This is a genomic window from Iodidimonas nitroreducens (assembly GCA_000710935.1).
In the GTDB taxonomy this organism is placed as follows: domain Bacteria; phylum Pseudomonadota; class Alphaproteobacteria; order Sphingomonadales; family Rhodothalassiaceae; genus Iodidimonas; species Iodidimonas nitroreducens.
Genome location: BAYV01000014.1, coordinates 87,330 through 102,443, shown reverse-complemented (window position 1 = coordinate 102,443; position 15,114 = coordinate 87,330). Strand labels below are relative to the sequence as shown.

General features: G+C 58.3%; 13 protein-coding genes. 5 read left to right on the top strand and 8 right to left on the bottom strand.

Annotated elements, in window-relative coordinates; genetic code table 11:
- Window positions 1-35 precede the first annotated feature (35 nt).
- From AQ1_RS07145 to AQ1_RS07120, 5 genes are all read left to right on the top strand, one after another.
- On the top strand, window positions 36-698 hold the full coding sequence (locus AQ1_RS07145) for a tyrosine-type recombinase/integrase (protein WP_052371083.1): 663 nt from the start codon (window positions 36-38) through the stop codon (window positions 696-698).
- A gap of 413 nt (window positions 699-1,111) precedes the next feature.
- Window positions 1,112-2,902, top strand: coding sequence for an ATPase, T2SS/T4P/T4SS family (locus AQ1_RS07135; RefSeq protein ID WP_052371082.1), 1,791 nt, complete (start codon window positions 1,112-1,114; stop codon window positions 2,900-2,902).
- A 1-nt stretch (window position 2,903) separates the two neighbouring features.
- Complete coding sequence (locus AQ1_RS07130) at window positions 2,904-4,109, top strand: type II secretion system F family protein (protein WP_042085784.1); 1,206 nt, start codon at window positions 2,904-2,906, stop codon at window positions 4,107-4,109.
- Between the two features lie 17 nt (window positions 4,110-4,126).
- Window positions 4,127-4,591 (top strand): type II secretion system major pseudopilin GspG, encoded by a 465-nt coding sequence (gene gspG / locus AQ1_RS07125; RefSeq protein WP_042085782.1) that lies wholly within the window; start codon window positions 4,127-4,129, stop codon window positions 4,589-4,591.
- A complete protein-coding gene (locus tag AQ1_RS07120; protein ID WP_042085780.1) occupies window positions 4,566-5,015 on the top strand; it encodes a pilus assembly FimT family protein in 450 nt (149 codons plus the stop codon). Before gspG ends, AQ1_RS07120 begins: the two co-directional genes overlap by 26 nt.
- 6 nt (window positions 5,016-5,021) lie before the next feature.
- Here the strand turns inward: AQ1_RS07120 and AQ1_RS07115 are convergent, their stop codons facing one another.
- The 8 genes from AQ1_RS07115 to AQ1_RS07080 all read right to left on the bottom strand — a co-directional run bounded on the left by AQ1_RS07115 (window position 5,022) and on the right by AQ1_RS07080 (window position 15,096).
- Entirely contained in the window at window positions 5,022-6,221 is a 1,200-nt protein-coding gene (locus AQ1_RS07115; RefSeq protein WP_042085777.1) for a glycosyltransferase family 4 protein, read from the bottom strand.
- A gap of 11 nt (window positions 6,222-6,232) precedes the next feature.
- A complete protein-coding gene (asnB, locus tag AQ1_RS07110; protein ID WP_042085776.1) occupies window positions 6,233-8,191 on the bottom strand; it encodes an asparagine synthase (glutamine-hydrolyzing) in 1,959 nt (652 codons plus the stop codon).
- Between the two features lie 34 nt (window positions 8,192-8,225).
- Entirely contained in the window at window positions 8,226-9,347 is a 1,122-nt protein-coding gene (locus tag AQ1_RS07105) for a glycosyltransferase (protein WP_052371080.1), read from the bottom strand.
- 32 nt (window positions 9,348-9,379) lie between these two features.
- Window positions 9,380-10,408: a glycosyltransferase family 4 protein gene (locus AQ1_RS07100; protein ID WP_042085775.1), complete on the bottom strand. Its 1,029-nt coding sequence runs from the start codon at window positions 10,406-10,408 to the stop codon at window positions 9,380-9,382.
- 9 nt (window positions 10,409-10,417) lie between these two features.
- Complete coding sequence (locus AQ1_RS07095; protein WP_042085773.1) at window positions 10,418-11,752, bottom strand: O-antigen polymerase; 1,335 nt, start codon at window positions 11,750-11,752, stop codon at window positions 10,418-10,420.
- Window positions 11,753-11,815: 63 nt separating this feature from the next.
- Complete coding sequence (locus AQ1_RS07090; RefSeq protein WP_042085772.1) at window positions 11,816-12,673, bottom strand: sulfotransferase family protein; 858 nt, start codon at window positions 12,671-12,673, stop codon at window positions 11,816-11,818.
- Between the two features lie 13 nt (window positions 12,674-12,686).
- Window positions 12,687-14,078: an oligosaccharide flippase family protein gene (locus AQ1_RS14470; protein ID WP_052371078.1), complete on the bottom strand. Its 1,392-nt coding sequence runs from the start codon at window positions 14,076-14,078 to the stop codon at window positions 12,687-12,689.
- Entirely contained in the window at window positions 14,065-15,096 is a 1,032-nt protein-coding gene (locus AQ1_RS07080; RefSeq protein ID WP_081837146.1) for a Wzz/FepE/Etk N-terminal domain-containing protein, read from the bottom strand. Before AQ1_RS07080 ends, AQ1_RS14470 begins: the two co-directional genes overlap by 14 nt.
- Window positions 15,097-15,114 lie beyond the last annotated feature (18 nt).

The following is a 15,114-nucleotide window of genomic DNA, read 5'->3' as shown; positions in this document are numbered from 1 at the left end:
TGAAGACCCCCCATTAAAAATGGGGGGATTACCGGGTGTCCGATGGCACGCTGCGGCGAGAACTTGGCGTGCTTCGCGCCGCGCTGAATTATGAGCATAAGCATGGGCGACTGCTAAGGGTGCCTCATGTATGGCTGCCTTCCAAGCCTGCGGGGAAAGACAGGTGGCTTGAACGCGATGAAGCGGCGCGTCTGCTATGGGCATCAAGGCATGACAGCAAGGCGCGGCAGTATTTGCCCCTATTTATTCTCATTGGCCTTTACACCGGCGCACGAAAGGGAGCGATCTTGGACATGCGCTGGCCGCAGGTTGATTTTGCTCGAGGCGTTATTGATTTCAACCCGCCGGGGCGGAAGCGAACAGATAAGGGCCGATCAATTATCCCCATTCCGCGCGGGCTGAAATGGTTTCTGGTGAAGGCGCGGGAGCGAGGCTCCGACTTGGGCTATGTGATCTCTAGGAACGGCAAGCCTTTAGGCGACATAAAGAAGGGGTTTGCTGCGGCGGCAATCAGGGCGGGGCTGGATGAGGTCACACCGCACACCCTGCGACACACCGCCGGAACGTGGCTGGCGCAAAAGGGCGTTGATCTTTTCCAGATAGCGGGATGGCTTGGGCACTCACATGATCGAACGAGCGAGCTTTACGCGCATCATCATCCTGATCATTTCAAAGCTGCCAGAGAGGCGATGGACTAATGATTAGAAATGACGATATGTCCGCAGAATGTCCGCGTTACAAACGTCAGGATATGCCGTTTCTTGCTTTGTTCTGCATGAACAATCGCGGAACAGTCGCAGTTTTACGGGCTATCCCATGTTCTCCGAAGGCAGAGGTCACAAGTTCGAATCTTGTCGGGTGCGCCATTTTTCAATATGTATCATTTTTTTCTGAAGGCCTGCCCCTTCCCTCTCCATCCCGGGCTTGACCCCCCAATCATTATCCCGGGCTTGATCCGGTGTGGTGCGTGTGCGCGCGATCAAACAAAGAGAAAACTTGGCCAGCGCGGCGCGATCCATTACAACAAGGCGATATCCGGGAGACGCGGCCCCCAAAGCAAACAAGGCGCGGGCAGGCCCCCGACATGTTACGCACAAGGCACGAACAAGGCATGGATCATCGGCGTATCGGCACGATATTGGCAGAGCTTGGCTTGATAACGGCAAGGGATCGGGCACAGGCCGAAGCCTTTCAACGCGAAGTGGGTGGCCTTTATGGTCAGGCGCTTTTGCGTCTTGGTGCCTTGGGCGAGCCTGATCTTTTAAAGGCCCTGTCAAGCCAGCTTGATCTGCCGATCCTGCCCCCCCAGGCCGCCCCCGATGCCAGCGCCTGCCTTGCTGCTGCCGAAAGTCTGGGCCTGCCCCTTTCGTGGTTTTTGCAAAAATCCGTACCGGTTTGGTGTCTGCCGGTTGAAAAGCCCGATGCCGCCCCAAATGGTTCCCCCGATGCCTCCCGTGATGAAATCCCCGATGAACCGACATGGCAGCCGGGGATCATCTGCGCCGCGCCTCGCCACAGCCTTGATCCCGACATCCTCGAAATGCTGGAAAGCCGCGCTTCTTGCGTGCGCATTCATCTGGCCGCCAACAGCCTGATTGATAGCCTGCTCACCCATTTCGATCAGGCCAGCGCTTCGGCCATGGAGGATGATGAAACCGATACCGCCCGCCTGCGCGAAATGGCCGAAGAAGCGCCGGTGATCGATTTTGTGAATACCATCTTCAATCAGGCGCTGAATGAAGGGGCATCCGATATTCATATCGAACCATCGGAACATATGTTTCAGGTTCGCAGCCGCATCGATGGCGTTTTGCATGTGAAGGCCACCCAGCCGCGCCGCCGTTTCGATGCCGTGGTCTCCCGCGTGAAGCTTTTATCGGGCATGGATATCGCCGAACGCCGCCTGCCCCAGGATGGCCGCCAGACCATCCGCATTTCCGGCGAGGAAGTGGATTTGCGCGTGTCCTCCCTGCCCACATCATGGGGCGAGGGGCTGGTTTTGCGCCTTTTGCGCAAACAGCGCACCCTGCTCGATCTTTCGGGCCTTGGGCTTTATGGCCGGGCGCGCGATGTGCTCGATGATCTGTTGCGCGAAAATCACGGCATCATCCTTGTCACCGGGCCCACGGGCTCGGGCAAATCCACCACCCTTTATCGGGCGCTGGAAACCGTGAATGATGGCATCCGCAAGATCATCACCATCGAAGATCCGGTGGAATATGATATGACCGGCGTATCGCAAATCCAGACCAAATCGGAAATCGGCTATGATTTCGCCCGGGGCCTGCGCGCCATTCTGCGTCAGGACCCCGATGTGATCATGATCGGTGAAATCCGCGATGGTGAAACCGCCGCCATTGCAGCGCAAGCCGCCCTCACCGGGCATCTGGTGCTCTCCACTTTGCACACCAATTCCGCCCTCGCCGCCATCCCCCGGCTGATCGATCTGGGGCTTGAACCCTTTCTGGTGGCATCCGCCCTCATCGGCACCGCCGCCCAAAGGCTGGTGCGCCGCCTGTGCCCCCATTGCGCCCGGGATGAAACCAATCCCCAGCGCATCGCCCAGCAAAATGCCTTCATCGACCGGATGGCCGCCGATTGCCTTGCGCTGCAATCCGTCATTGACAAAAACCCCGCCCGATGGCGCACCGCGCCGGGCTGCGATCAATGTTCCCACAGCGGCTATCAGGGGCGGCTGGCTTTATTTGAAATCGCTGCCATCGACGGGGCCATCGCTGAAGCCATTTCCGCTGGCCGATCCTTGCGCGATATGATCCAGATCGCCCGGCAAAGCGGCTTCATGACCCTGATCGAAGATGGGGCCGAAAAAGCCCGCGCCGGTGAAACCACTTTGGATGAAGTGCTGCGCGTGGTGGGAGCATCCGTCGCAATGGCCCACTGAAATGGCAGATTACAAGCATAAATCCATCAAGGTGGATGGCGTGGTTTTATCGGGCCGGATCGAAGCCGGATCAAAGCGCGAAGCCTGGCAAAAGCTGAAGGACAAAGGCCTTGAACCTTTCCGGATCGAAGCCGTGGGGCGGAGCAGCCTGCCTTTCGCCGGGCTTTTCCGGAAAAAGCTGAAAAACAAGGCGCGGGCGCGCTATATCCGCCAGATGGCCACGCTGCTTTCTGCCGGATTGCCGCTTTTGGAATGCATGGATAGCCTTTCGCGCAATGGCCATCCGGTGCTGCGGGCCCGCAGCCTTGCCATGCGCCGGGGCCTGCGGGCGGGGGAGCGGCTATCCCAAACCTTTGCCACCCATATGGCCGATTTTCCGCCCTATGTGGCGCAATTGGCTGAATTGGGCGAGCAAACGGGGGCCATCGCCGATGCTTTAAGCGATGCCGCCAATCGCATGGAGCAGGAAGAAGCCCTGCGCCGTGATATACGCGGCGCGCTGACCTATCCCGCATTTCTGGCGGCAACCGGGCTGGTGATCACCATTTTCATGTTTGTGGTGGTGGTGCCGCAATTTGAAGCGATGATCGGCGATGATCGCGATAAACTGCCGCTGATTTCCAAAATGGTGCTGGGGGGATCGGCGCTGTTTCGCGACAATACCCTTGTGCTGGGCTTATCCGCTTTTGCCCTTATCGCCGCCGCGCTCCATATCGGGCGTTCCCGCCCTGCCCGCGCCCGCTTTTTCGCCCTGCTTGATCGCCTGCCGGTGCTGGGGCCCTTTTTGCGCCGCGCCCAGCTTGCCAATTGGGCGCGCACCATGGGGGTGGCCATGCGCAATGGCGCGCCTTTGCTCACCGCTTTTGATCTGGCCGCCCGGGCGGTGACCAGCCCCAGCTTTTCCCAAGGGTTGATCGAGGCCCGCCGGGGCGTGCGAGCGGGGGAACCATTGGATGAAGCGCTTGCAAATGGGGTGGCCCTTGATCCCACCTTCACCGATCTTTTGCGTACCGGCCGGCAGGCCGCCGCCCTTGATCAGATGCTTTTATTCATGAGCAATATTTTAGATGATGATGCCCGCGAACGGGCCAAGAAAATCACAGCCCTTGCCGAGCCGGTGGCCATCTTGCTGATCTCGATGATCGTGGGCACCCTTGTGATCGGAATCGTGCTGGCCATGACCAGTCTTTATCAATTTGAAATCTAGGAACGGAGATACGCACCATGTGCCCATGTCGGCTTCGGCATTATCCCAATGCCGCCAGAAAAGGCCAGCAAAGGGGCTTTACCCTGCTGGAAATGCTGATCGTGATTGCCATTATCGCGGTGCTGGCAACCCTTGTGGGGCCGCGCCTGTTTGGCCAGCTCGATAGCTCGAAAGTCACCACTGCACAGGCGCAAACCCGCATGTTGCGCACCGCCCTCGATACCATGCGGATCGATATCGGCCGCTATCCCACCGAGCAGGAAGGCTTGTCGCTTTTGGTTACCCCACCCGATGATCCGGCCTTGCGTTCAAGCTGGTTCGGGCCTTATCTCGATGGCTCGATCCCGGTCGATCCCTGGAAAAATCCCTATCGCTATCGCGCGCCTGAAACCCGGGGCGGGGTTGCCGAAGTCTATAGCTATGGCCCCGATAATGCCGAAGGGGGCGAGGGGCTGGATGCCGATATTTCCTCCACACGCTAAGGCAAAGGCGAGCCGGCAGGGGTTCACCCTGCTGGAAATGCTGGTGGTGCTGGCAATCATGGGGCTGGTTTTGGGGCTGGCCGCACCGCTTTTCACCGCCCGCATTGAAAGCGGCCAGTTGATCCAGCAGGCCGAAGCCATCGCCACCCAAATGCGCCATGCCCCCATGCGCGCCCGGCTTGATGGTCAGGCCCTTTATTATGGCGTGGAAGGAAATCCGCCGCCCGATGCCCGGCCCCTTGATTTCGATCTGCCCGATGGCTGGATCGTCCGCAGCACCGGCCCCTTGATGATCAGCGATATCGGGCTGTGCGCGGGCGGCGAGATTACCCTCATCGCCCCATCCGGGCGCAGCCTTCGCCTGCAAATTCGCCCGCCCTTGTGCGAAACCATCATCACCAATGGACCGCAGCAGGCTGGCTGATCGGCTTCAGGGCGCAGGGGCAATCCCCATCGCCTGCAAAATGGTGGCATTGATTTTGTGCACATCAAAGCGGGCTTCTGCCAGCGCGCGGCTTGCCGCCCCCATCCGCGCCACATCCTCGGGATGATCGATGAAATGCTGCATCGCCGCTGCCAGCGCCGCCGGATCGCGCACCGGCACCAGCAGGCCATTTTCGCCTGCAATCACCGTATCCCGGCAGCCCGGCGCATCGGTGGTGATCACCGCCCGCCCGGTGGCCAAAGCTTCGGTGGTGGAGCGCGGCAGGCCTTCGCGCCAGCTTGGTAAAACAAACACGGACGATGCCATAAGATACGGGCGCACATCGGCAACCGCGCCCGGCCATTCGATGATCCCCTCTTGCACCCAGCCCTGCACCGTTTCCTGGGTGAGGGAACCGGGATTATCATCCAGACCGCCCAAAAGCACAAAGCGCGCAGCGGGATAACGGGCCTTGACGCGGCGCGCGGCTTCGGCAAATTCATAAAGGCCTTTTTCGCGCAACAAGCGCGCCACCAGCAGAAAAACCGGAGGGGTATCCCCCAAGGGTGGCGGCACATGCGCATAATGATCAAGATAAACCCCGGTGCCATGCACATTGAGCCCCACGCCCCGGGGCAGATGCCCAGCCGTTGCGAAATGCTGGAGATCATCGCCATTTTCAAAAAACACCTGCGCGCAGCGATGAAGGGCCAATCGATACAGAAGCGAAACAATCAGCTTCAGAGAACGCTTTTTCAGATCAGGCGGCGTGTCTCCATCCGTGAAAACATAGCCAAGCCCGGCAATCAGCGCAAAACGCTGCGGCACCCCCGCCAGCCATGCAGCCAAGCTTCCATAAATCACCGGCTTGATGAAATAGCCAAAGCTCGCATCCACATCGAGCCGCCGCAAAAGCCGCGAAAGGCGGAGCATATGCCCCAGATCGCGCAGGGGGTTCATGCCGGTGCGATCCAGCCGATAATCAACAGGCACCGCCCCCAGCGCCTCGACCTCGGCCCGCGATGCTCCATCATGATCAGGGGCCAGCGCATAAACCCGCACGCCGCAACCGATCATCGCCGCGATCAAGGGCCCCCGATGATGCAACATCGAGCGCGCCTGATTGGATATCACCGCCACCGACCGGATGACGCCCCGGCCATCCTGATGCGCTTCGTCCGATTTTCGATTATTGTGCTGTGGCATGGCGGTTCTCTTTATCGGTCTATCGTCTGAGGTTCGGATTGCTGACGCCACCATGCCTGAAACATCAGAATATCCCACAGATGATAGTGCCAGCGCCGACCATGAAACAGATGCTCATCCCATAAGCGGCGGATCGGGGCGGGGTCGAAAAAGCCGTCTTCCCGCAGCCGCTTTTCATCGAGCAAGTCTTCTGCCCAATCGCGCAAAGGCCCCCGCAACCAATCTTCAATCGGCACCCCAAAGCCCATTTTCGGCCGATCGAGCAGCTTTTGCGGCACATGACGATATAAAACCTCGCGCAGGATATGCTTGCCCACACCCTTTTTCAGCTTGGCGCTCATGGGTAATTGCCAGGCAAATTCCACCACATGATGATCCAGAAAAGGCACCCGCGCTTCCAGGCTGGCCGCCATGCTGGCGCGATCCACTTTGGTCAGAATATCATCGGGCAGATAGGCGACGAGATCGCGATACATCATTTTCTGGCGAAAATCGGGGAAATCCGGCACCTGATCAAACACTGATGGCCCGGGTCCCTGCGCCCCCAGAACCACGGCAAAAGGATCTCTCCAATGGGAAATCAAATCGCCATAGATGCCCACTTCATCCGAACGAAGCAAAAAATCTGCAAGCTTTGGCAAGCGATCCCGCACCGCCACCGTGGCCATGCTTTTGGGTAAAAGCCCGTTCACCCCGGCAGCCAGATGCCCGGCAAAGCCGGTGCGCAGAAATCCTGCCGCCAGCGCCCGGCTCTGGCGCGGAATCCGGGCCAGCGCCGCCTTCAGATGCATGGCCCGCGCATAGCGATCATAGCCGCAAAAAAGCTCATCCCCGCCATCGCCAGACAGGCTCACGGTTACATGCGCCCGGGTCATCTCGCACAACAGGCTCGTGGGGATTTGCGAGCTATCGGCGAAGGGTTCGTCCCACATCTGGGGAAGCCGGGGGATCACATCTAGCGCTTGTTTCGCGGTCACATATAATTCTGTGTGATCGGTTCCCAGATGCTGCGCCACCTCTTTGGCATAGGTGGCTTCATTATAGCGGCTTTCATGAAAGCCGATGGAAAATGTGCGGATTTTCCGGGTGGATTGCGCCTGCATCAGGGCGACAATGGTGGAACTGTCAATCCCCCCGGATAAAAAGGCCCCCAGCGCCACATCCGCTTCCATCCGCCGCCCTACGCTGTCCATCAGCAGGGTTTCAAGACGATCAACAAGCCTCGCTTCATCGGCCAGAGGATGGGCCGCAGCCGCCTGCGCAATGCTGTGCACATCCCAATAAGCATGGGGCGGCGGCAGGCTTTGGTCCCCGGCCTTTAAGATCAGCCGATGGGCCGGTGGCAATTTATGCAGACCGTGCCAGATCGCATAAGGGGATGGCACATAATTGAATTGCAGATAGGCGGCCAAAGCATCGCGATCAACATGCTTTTCAAAGCCCGGCCATAGGGTCAGGGATTTCAGCTCGGAACCGAATAAAAAGGTGCCATCCGCCGCAAAGCCATAATAAAGGGGCTTTTCCCCCAGCCGATCACGGGCGAGAAACAGGCTGTGATCCTGTTGATCCCACAGGGCAAAGGCAAACATGCCATTGAGCCGCGACAGCGCCGCATCGGGGCCTATCGCCTCGATCACCGCCAAAAGGGTTTCGGTATCGGAATGCCCCCGCCATGCCGGGGCCTTGCCTGCGTCGTTGAGTTCGGCCCTTAAATCATGATGGTTATAAATCTCGCCATTATAAACGATGATATAGCGCCCGGATGCCGAATGCATCGGCTGATGCCCCGCCGACGACAGATCGAGAATCGACAGGCGGCGATGACCAAATCCCACGCCCCGCGCCCTATCCAGCCATTGGCCGCCATCATCGGGACCGCGATGGTGCACGGCATCGGTCATGGCCCGCAGGATTTGCGCGCCGCCTTCGGGCACGCCCTGCCAATTGATAAAGCCCACAATCCCGCACATCAGCCATCCGCCCCTTTTTCTGTTCAGTTTTCCGTTATGATCGCTTTGGTCTGTTCAGAACATGGCGATAAAGGGCCAGATAATCCGATGCCACCTTTGACAGGCTATAGTGTTCGATCACCCGCTGTCGGGCCTGTTGTCCCAGGGCATTGCGCTTTTCTTGTGGCATATCCTTCATCTGAAGCAAGGCTTTTGCCAGCGCTTCGGGGTTTTTGGGCGGCACCACCAGCCCGCTATCCGCCACAATCGCCGCCGATTCCCCCACATCTGTGGCAATTGCCGGAATCCCGCAGGCCATCGCTTCGCCCAGAACATTGGGAAAGGCCTCGCTCCAGGACGAACTGACCAGACAATCCGCCGCCGCCATCAGATCGGGAATATCATCGCGCTCCCCCAAGAAATGCACGCGATCATCCCTTATTTCGCTGAAGGCCGGATTGCGGCCATCCACCCCGGTTCCGGCCAGAAGGAACAGGATATCGCGGCTTTTGATCCGGGCGATGGCCGCCAGCAATCCCTGATGATCCTTCATCGGATGAAAACGCGCCACATGCAAAACCACAAAAACATCCGGGCCAATGCCCAGTGTCGCCCGCAGCCGCGCCCCCTTCAGCGGGTGGGGGGTCAGCCGATCGGTATCAAAGCCATTGGGGATCACCTGAGCATATCGGGGGCTGAAACCGATTTTCAGATGCTGATCGTGGCTGATTTGGGCATTGAAGGTGAGGGCAGCAAGGGATGCGCTCAGGCCTGCGGTTGCCCGAATAACCAGATTGGTGGTCAATTTTTCGTTCGACAGGCGTTCGATACTATGGCGGATGCCTGCCACCACCGGGCGACCCTGCGCTGAAAGCTGCGCGGCCAGAATGGCATGATACATCCAGCCATGAACCAGATCGGGATCAATGCGCCGCACATGCCTGCGCAAGCGCAAAAGATGGAGGGGATTGGGCCGCCCCATGCGCATGCCCAAACTTTCCACCGGCACCCCCAGGGCGCGGATTTTCTCGGCATAGATGCCATCGTCGGTCAAAGACAGCACATGATGGCGCACTGCCCCCCGATCCATGGCACCCAGCAGCTTATAAAGCATATGTTCCGCGCCGCCGCGACCAAGGCCGGTGATCATATGAAGGACCGATGTCAGCGGAGCCATTCCTTAAAGCGCCTTCCTGTTGGCGTGGGAGATCAAGAGGCGACAGAGCGAAAAATGTCTGCCATCCGGGATGAAAGATGCGCGAGGCTGAAATGCGCGACAACCAGCCTGCGGCCCCTTTCGCCCATTTTTTGCCCCAGATCGGGATTCGTGAGCAGGGCGGTGATCTGCTCAGCCCAGTCGCCTTGGGTGGCGGCCCCGAAACCGATCTCATCCATGGCCAGTAATTCCGCATTCATGCCAATGGGGCTGACCACCACAGGCAGCCCGCAAGCCATATAGGTCAGCATTTTATAGGAACATTTCCCCCGCGACCAATCATTGTCCTCGATGGGCATCAACCCAAGGCTGAGATCTTGCAGGGCTGAAACTTCGTTCTCGGGCGACCAGCGCACATAATCCACCCGATCCGCATCGAGATTCTGGAAGTGGGGAGGGCGGTTGCAGATCACCCGCAGCCTTGCGCTTTTGTTTTTTAGAAACACCATCGCCAGCGCCGGTTCCAGACGTTCCAATTGGATGAGATTGCCCCCCGAACCCGACCAGCCGATGACAGGTGGACCGGTACGCTCATCCGCTTTTGGGCTAAAGCGATCGCTATCCACCGCCGTGGGCAAAAGCCAGGTTCGGCATCCCAGATCATCGAAATAGCTTTGCAAAAAGCTGTTGCCGCAGATCACCCCATCGCTGAGCCGGGCGAGCCGGGCGGCAAAGCCACCGCGCTTGTGCAGCCAGATCGCATCATCCACATCCAAAAGGCGCGGCCCGGCGAAATAAGGCTCCAACGTCAGAAGGGTGCTGACCAGTTCGCGCTGAAACAAGATCAGATCAAACTTGCGACTTTTAAGGATATGGGGCACCCGTTCAAGGATCGTGGCGAGAAGCCAGGGCGGGCGCTTCCACAAGGATGGCGGGGGATATTGCCCGGCCCGGGATGGAAATTCCTGCACCATCAGGCCGTGGCTTTTTAAAGGATCGATATATTGCCGCACCCGAAAGCGGGCGCTGGGAACGGTTTGGCCGCCGGTAAACGCGGCGATATTCAGGGGGGTTCGTGTCATCGGATCGGGTTATGCTCTTGATGGCGTTTGCCTGCCCAGCCGGGGCCTGCGGGCAGAAGGATCAAATAAACGGATATGCCGCGCCACCACAAACACAGCCCCAAACAAAACCAGCTTGATGATCGGGTTGAGCGAAGTCAGCAAGGCATCGGCAAGAATGCCAAGGATAATGCCATAAAAAAGCATGGCATAGACCAAAAGCCAGGGCAAGGAACCCGATTGCGCCAATTTGTGAACCGCGCCGCTGATCAACCCCAGCAGAAACATAAAACCCGCCACCCCCAGCATGCCATAATGAGGGTAATAGAAAAAATAGATGCTGTAGGTATTATAACCCACCACCCCCGGCCCCAATTCGATGAATTTTCCCGGCGGATTGGGGGCTTCAAAAAAGGTCCCGAAATAATTGATGGTGCGGATGAAAAATTCCCATGGGCTTTTGATTTCAGGGACCTGTTCAATCCCATCGAGATAAACGCTGAACGCCACCGCGCTGGTGGTAAGATAATTCAGAAATATCTGCCCCGTCAGCCCGGCGGCATCCATCAGGGTCATCTCGCTATCCGCCGCCAGCGAATTGCGCAAAACCGTGATGCCCCCAAAGGCAATCAGAACGAGAACCATGAGGATGATCAGCGCCTTTACCGGCAGGCGTTTTCGGGTCAGGCCATAAACGGCAAATGAGCCGACGAGAAGGCTGAGCATTCCGCCCTTGGCCGCCGTGAGGAGATTATAAAAAACGGCCAGGGCAAAAAGGGCTGCGATCAGCAGCCGCCAGCGCCGCCCCCCCTCGGTAACGGCAAGGGCCACCAGCGTGGCGAATGTGGACAAGACAACCAGATTATTGACCAGCGCCCCCCTTCCGGCACTTTGCGCTTCATCCAGCATGCCTTGGCGGACCTCAAGGAAAAAGATCGGTGTGAAGGGCGCGGATGACGAAAATGACATGATATGGCGCAGATAAAAGGGGAGCCCGATCACCAGCAGCACCAGCACAGCAAGCAGCAAAACCCGATCGCTTTGATAAAGGCCTTCGCCTTTTGCCAAACCAATCGTGGCAGGGATTTCGGCAGGGCTGGCGGCTCGCCAGCGCAGGCTGCCCAGAAGCGTTCCGAAGGAAAAATAAAGCGCCCCGGCCAGAAAAATCCCCAAAGCCTGCCACGAAACCGGATAAAGCCACATCTGGGCAAAGCACAGACACGCAAAGACCACGAACCAGATGCCATTCCACGCCACAGCCGGGTGAAACCACGAGCGGGCCGCATAAAGGCTGATGGCCATCAAGCTGCCAAAAGCAAAGCTGCCCGCCAAGGCCACCACAAGGCCATCCATCGCGCCGTTCATGGCTGAACGCCTTTATTGGGGGCCTGAGCCGGCCTGAAAAAGCCGCCCGCCTGATCAACCCGATCAATATCCAAATCGTGCCAGCACATGCGCATTCTCTTTGGCGAACAGGGCAAGCTCTTCATCGGCTTTATGGGGCAAAGCGCGGCTAGGCCGAATATCCGCAACGCCCGCCCGTGCGGCCTCTGCCCCACAATCCAGACCGCAAAATTGCGCAATCGGCCCGATCATCTCAATGGGATTGGCCAGAAAATCCTCATAAACGATCTCAAGCTTTTGCTGATCGGGCAGCGCTTGCAGCCGGTTTTCCACTTCCTCCAGATAATCGGCCCACAGGCTGAAGCCGCCCTCGATTTTGGCACAGCGCGGCGATTCCATAAAGCCACTGCGTTTGGGCCGCAGGGCTGCCAAAGCCCCATAGCGCTGATAATGGGCGGTGATCGATGCCATCCCCTGTTCGCCGCGCACCTTCAGGCTTTGGGCCACATCCACCCCATGCCGCCGGATATGGATGATGCGGGCATCGGGAAACAGCCGCAGCCAAAGTGGCAAAGTAAAGCTGTTGCGCGGATCTTTCCAGCCCCATGGTTCCGTGATGGCGCTGGTCTTGCGATATTTGAGATAACGCGAAAGGCCCAGAAAATGGAGCGCACGCGGCCCATCCATCTGATCGCGCACATAGCGTTCCACCCATTCCAGAAGGGCCGGATTATCCCACAGATCATGAATGGGCAAAGGATGATCCCAGCGTCCGCCGCATTGGCTCAAGAGCCATGAGTTCAGCCTCAGGAAAAACAGAGCTTCATTATTGCCTTCCTTATGCGCCCCGACAAAAAGGCCCAGACGTTCGAGAATGCGCCCCAGCATGCTGGTTCCCGAACGATGCATTCCGATGAAGATGACGGGATTCTGGTGAGACATGGGGCAAGTGCTCTCAACGAAACAGGAGTGTATAATTGCAGGGAAAGAAATGGAGATAACGCATGACATAAAAAGACGATAGAATATTTTGCATGGCCAAAGGCACCGCCACCGCCAATGCCGCCATAACGAGGCTCGCTCCGCTCAGGATAAGCCCCGACATCAATAACGACAGGACAGCCGCCAGCGCCACCGATTTCCAAAGTTGGCGCTCATGGCCGGTCATCATCAGCAAAAACCCCACCGAGCCGGTGGCGGCATTGACGAACTGCCCCGCCGCGAGAATGGAAAGCGCGATGGCCCCCTCTTTGAAATCGGCCCCAAACAGCCCCAGAATGAAAGAGGGGAAGACCACGAAACATAATAAAAGAGGTGCTGCCAGAAGCGTGATCAGCGCCGTTGATTTCACCGCCAGCCTTTGCAGCGCTTCATGATCGCCTTTTGCCCACAGGGCGGCAAATTTCGGAGCGGCAATACTGTTGACCGCCACCAGCAACAGGCTGGTGAGCGTTGCTGTGCGCACAGCAACCCCAAACAGCCCCACCTCGGTGCTGCTGCCAAAGGCACCCAAAGCCAATAAGGGCACCCATTGCATCAAAAGATGCAGGATCGAAATCCCCCCCAAAGGCCCGGCGGACCGCAGCAATTGGCGCATGGAAAAATGCCCGCTGCCGGTTTTATCCCGCCCGTTTTTATCCTGCCGAGAAAGCTGCCAGTGCCACAGCCCCCACCCCAGCAAAAGGGCCATCAAAGCCGCCAGCCCATAGGCCATGATCGCCCCGCTTGCGCCCCAATCGGCCCCAGTGGAGGTGGCCAGCAACAGCAGCCATAAAAGTGCGAAAAAGGGCAAAACCACGCCTTGGAGCATTTGCGAGGCGAAAATCTTTTTCAGGCCCTTCAGACTTTCCGCAAATATCGGCAATAAAGCCAGAACCGGCACCCCCAAAGCCACGATCCTGAGGGGCATGAGAAGGGCGGGCTCATCAAAAACCGTTGAAGCCAGATAGGGCGCTGCGAAAAAAATTGCCGTGGCCAGCAGCAGGGATGAGAAGAGCGCCCCGCTCACCGCCCGCAAAAAAACAGCCCGCACATCAGCCCATCGTTCCTTGGCGGCAAAGCCCGAGATAAAGCGCAATGTGGCATTATCAAGGCCCCAAAGGGCGACTGTGGCGGCCATTTGCAACAGGGTCAGCGCAAGGAAAAACAGGCCCGTATTCGCCACCCCCAAAAGCCGCGCCACCAAAACATTGAAGGCAAACATCAGGCCCATGCCCATGATCTTCAGGCCAAAGGTGATTGCCGCCCCGGATAAAATATCCCTGAAATGATCATCAAGATGGCCCATGAGCCAAAGGCGCATGCCCAAAAGCCCCCCGCGCCCTGATGAAGGATCAGCCTTGCTCACGCACCAAAGTCCCCCGCCAGAATTCAATCGACAGGGCAACCCCCACACCCAGTGCAAGGCCAAGAAACAGGGATAGAAAAACAATCAGCGATCTTTGGGGATGGGATCGCACCTGCGGCACGGTCGCCCGATCGATCACCCTGAAGGCATATTCGGGGCGCGAATTAGCCATCATCGCTTTTTCAAGCTGGGCCTGCATCAGGCCATAGATGGTGGCCTGCAATCCTGCCACGCGGGTGTTTTCCGCCTCGTCTTTCAAAAAGGTCATGGCCCTTGCGGCTTCGGCCACGGTGCGGCTGCGGATTTCGGCATTGGCCTGGGCCACAAATTCATTGGCCCAAAGGGCGGCTTTTTGGGGATCACGAAAACGAAAGGAAACGGTGACAAGGCCATTATCCGTATCCTCGCGGATATGGCGGATTTCGCTGCTGAACAGATCAAAGGCTTCCCAATCCGACGGAATATGGCTGGGCGGCACCCAGCCTTCATCCCCCGAAAGCCGGGCGATCAGCGCCGAAAGCCAGGCGATCAGCCGCCCGATCACACCCGGATCCCCTTGCCGCCAATCGCCTGTTTCCGCATTCCATTGCTCGGGAAAAAGATCGGGCCGCATCTTGTTGTTCTCAAGAAACCGCATGGAAAATTCATAGGATTTGAGCACCGCCATATGCGCCACCTGATCGCCATCGCTATCGCCCAGGCTGATCCCCGCCAAAGCCGCAGCCCCGCCCAAAGATCCCCCCAATCCTGAAAGGGCACCCCCCTGCTCCGTGCTGGCGGGCTGGGTGGTCACGGTGGCGGTGTAAAGGGGCTTTGCAAAAATGGCATAAGCCAGCCCCAGCCCTGTAGAAACCGACAGGATCATCACAATCAGCCAAAAATGCCGGCGGAGGGCAGCCACCATATCATGAAGATAGACCTCGCGCGGCTGGCCATGGGATGCAGCCCGCGTGGTGGCGACCAGCGATTGCGTGCTGCCCCCGGTAGTGTTGGCCCCCTTATCTTGCATCTCGGTCATGATCGATTGTTCCTGCTT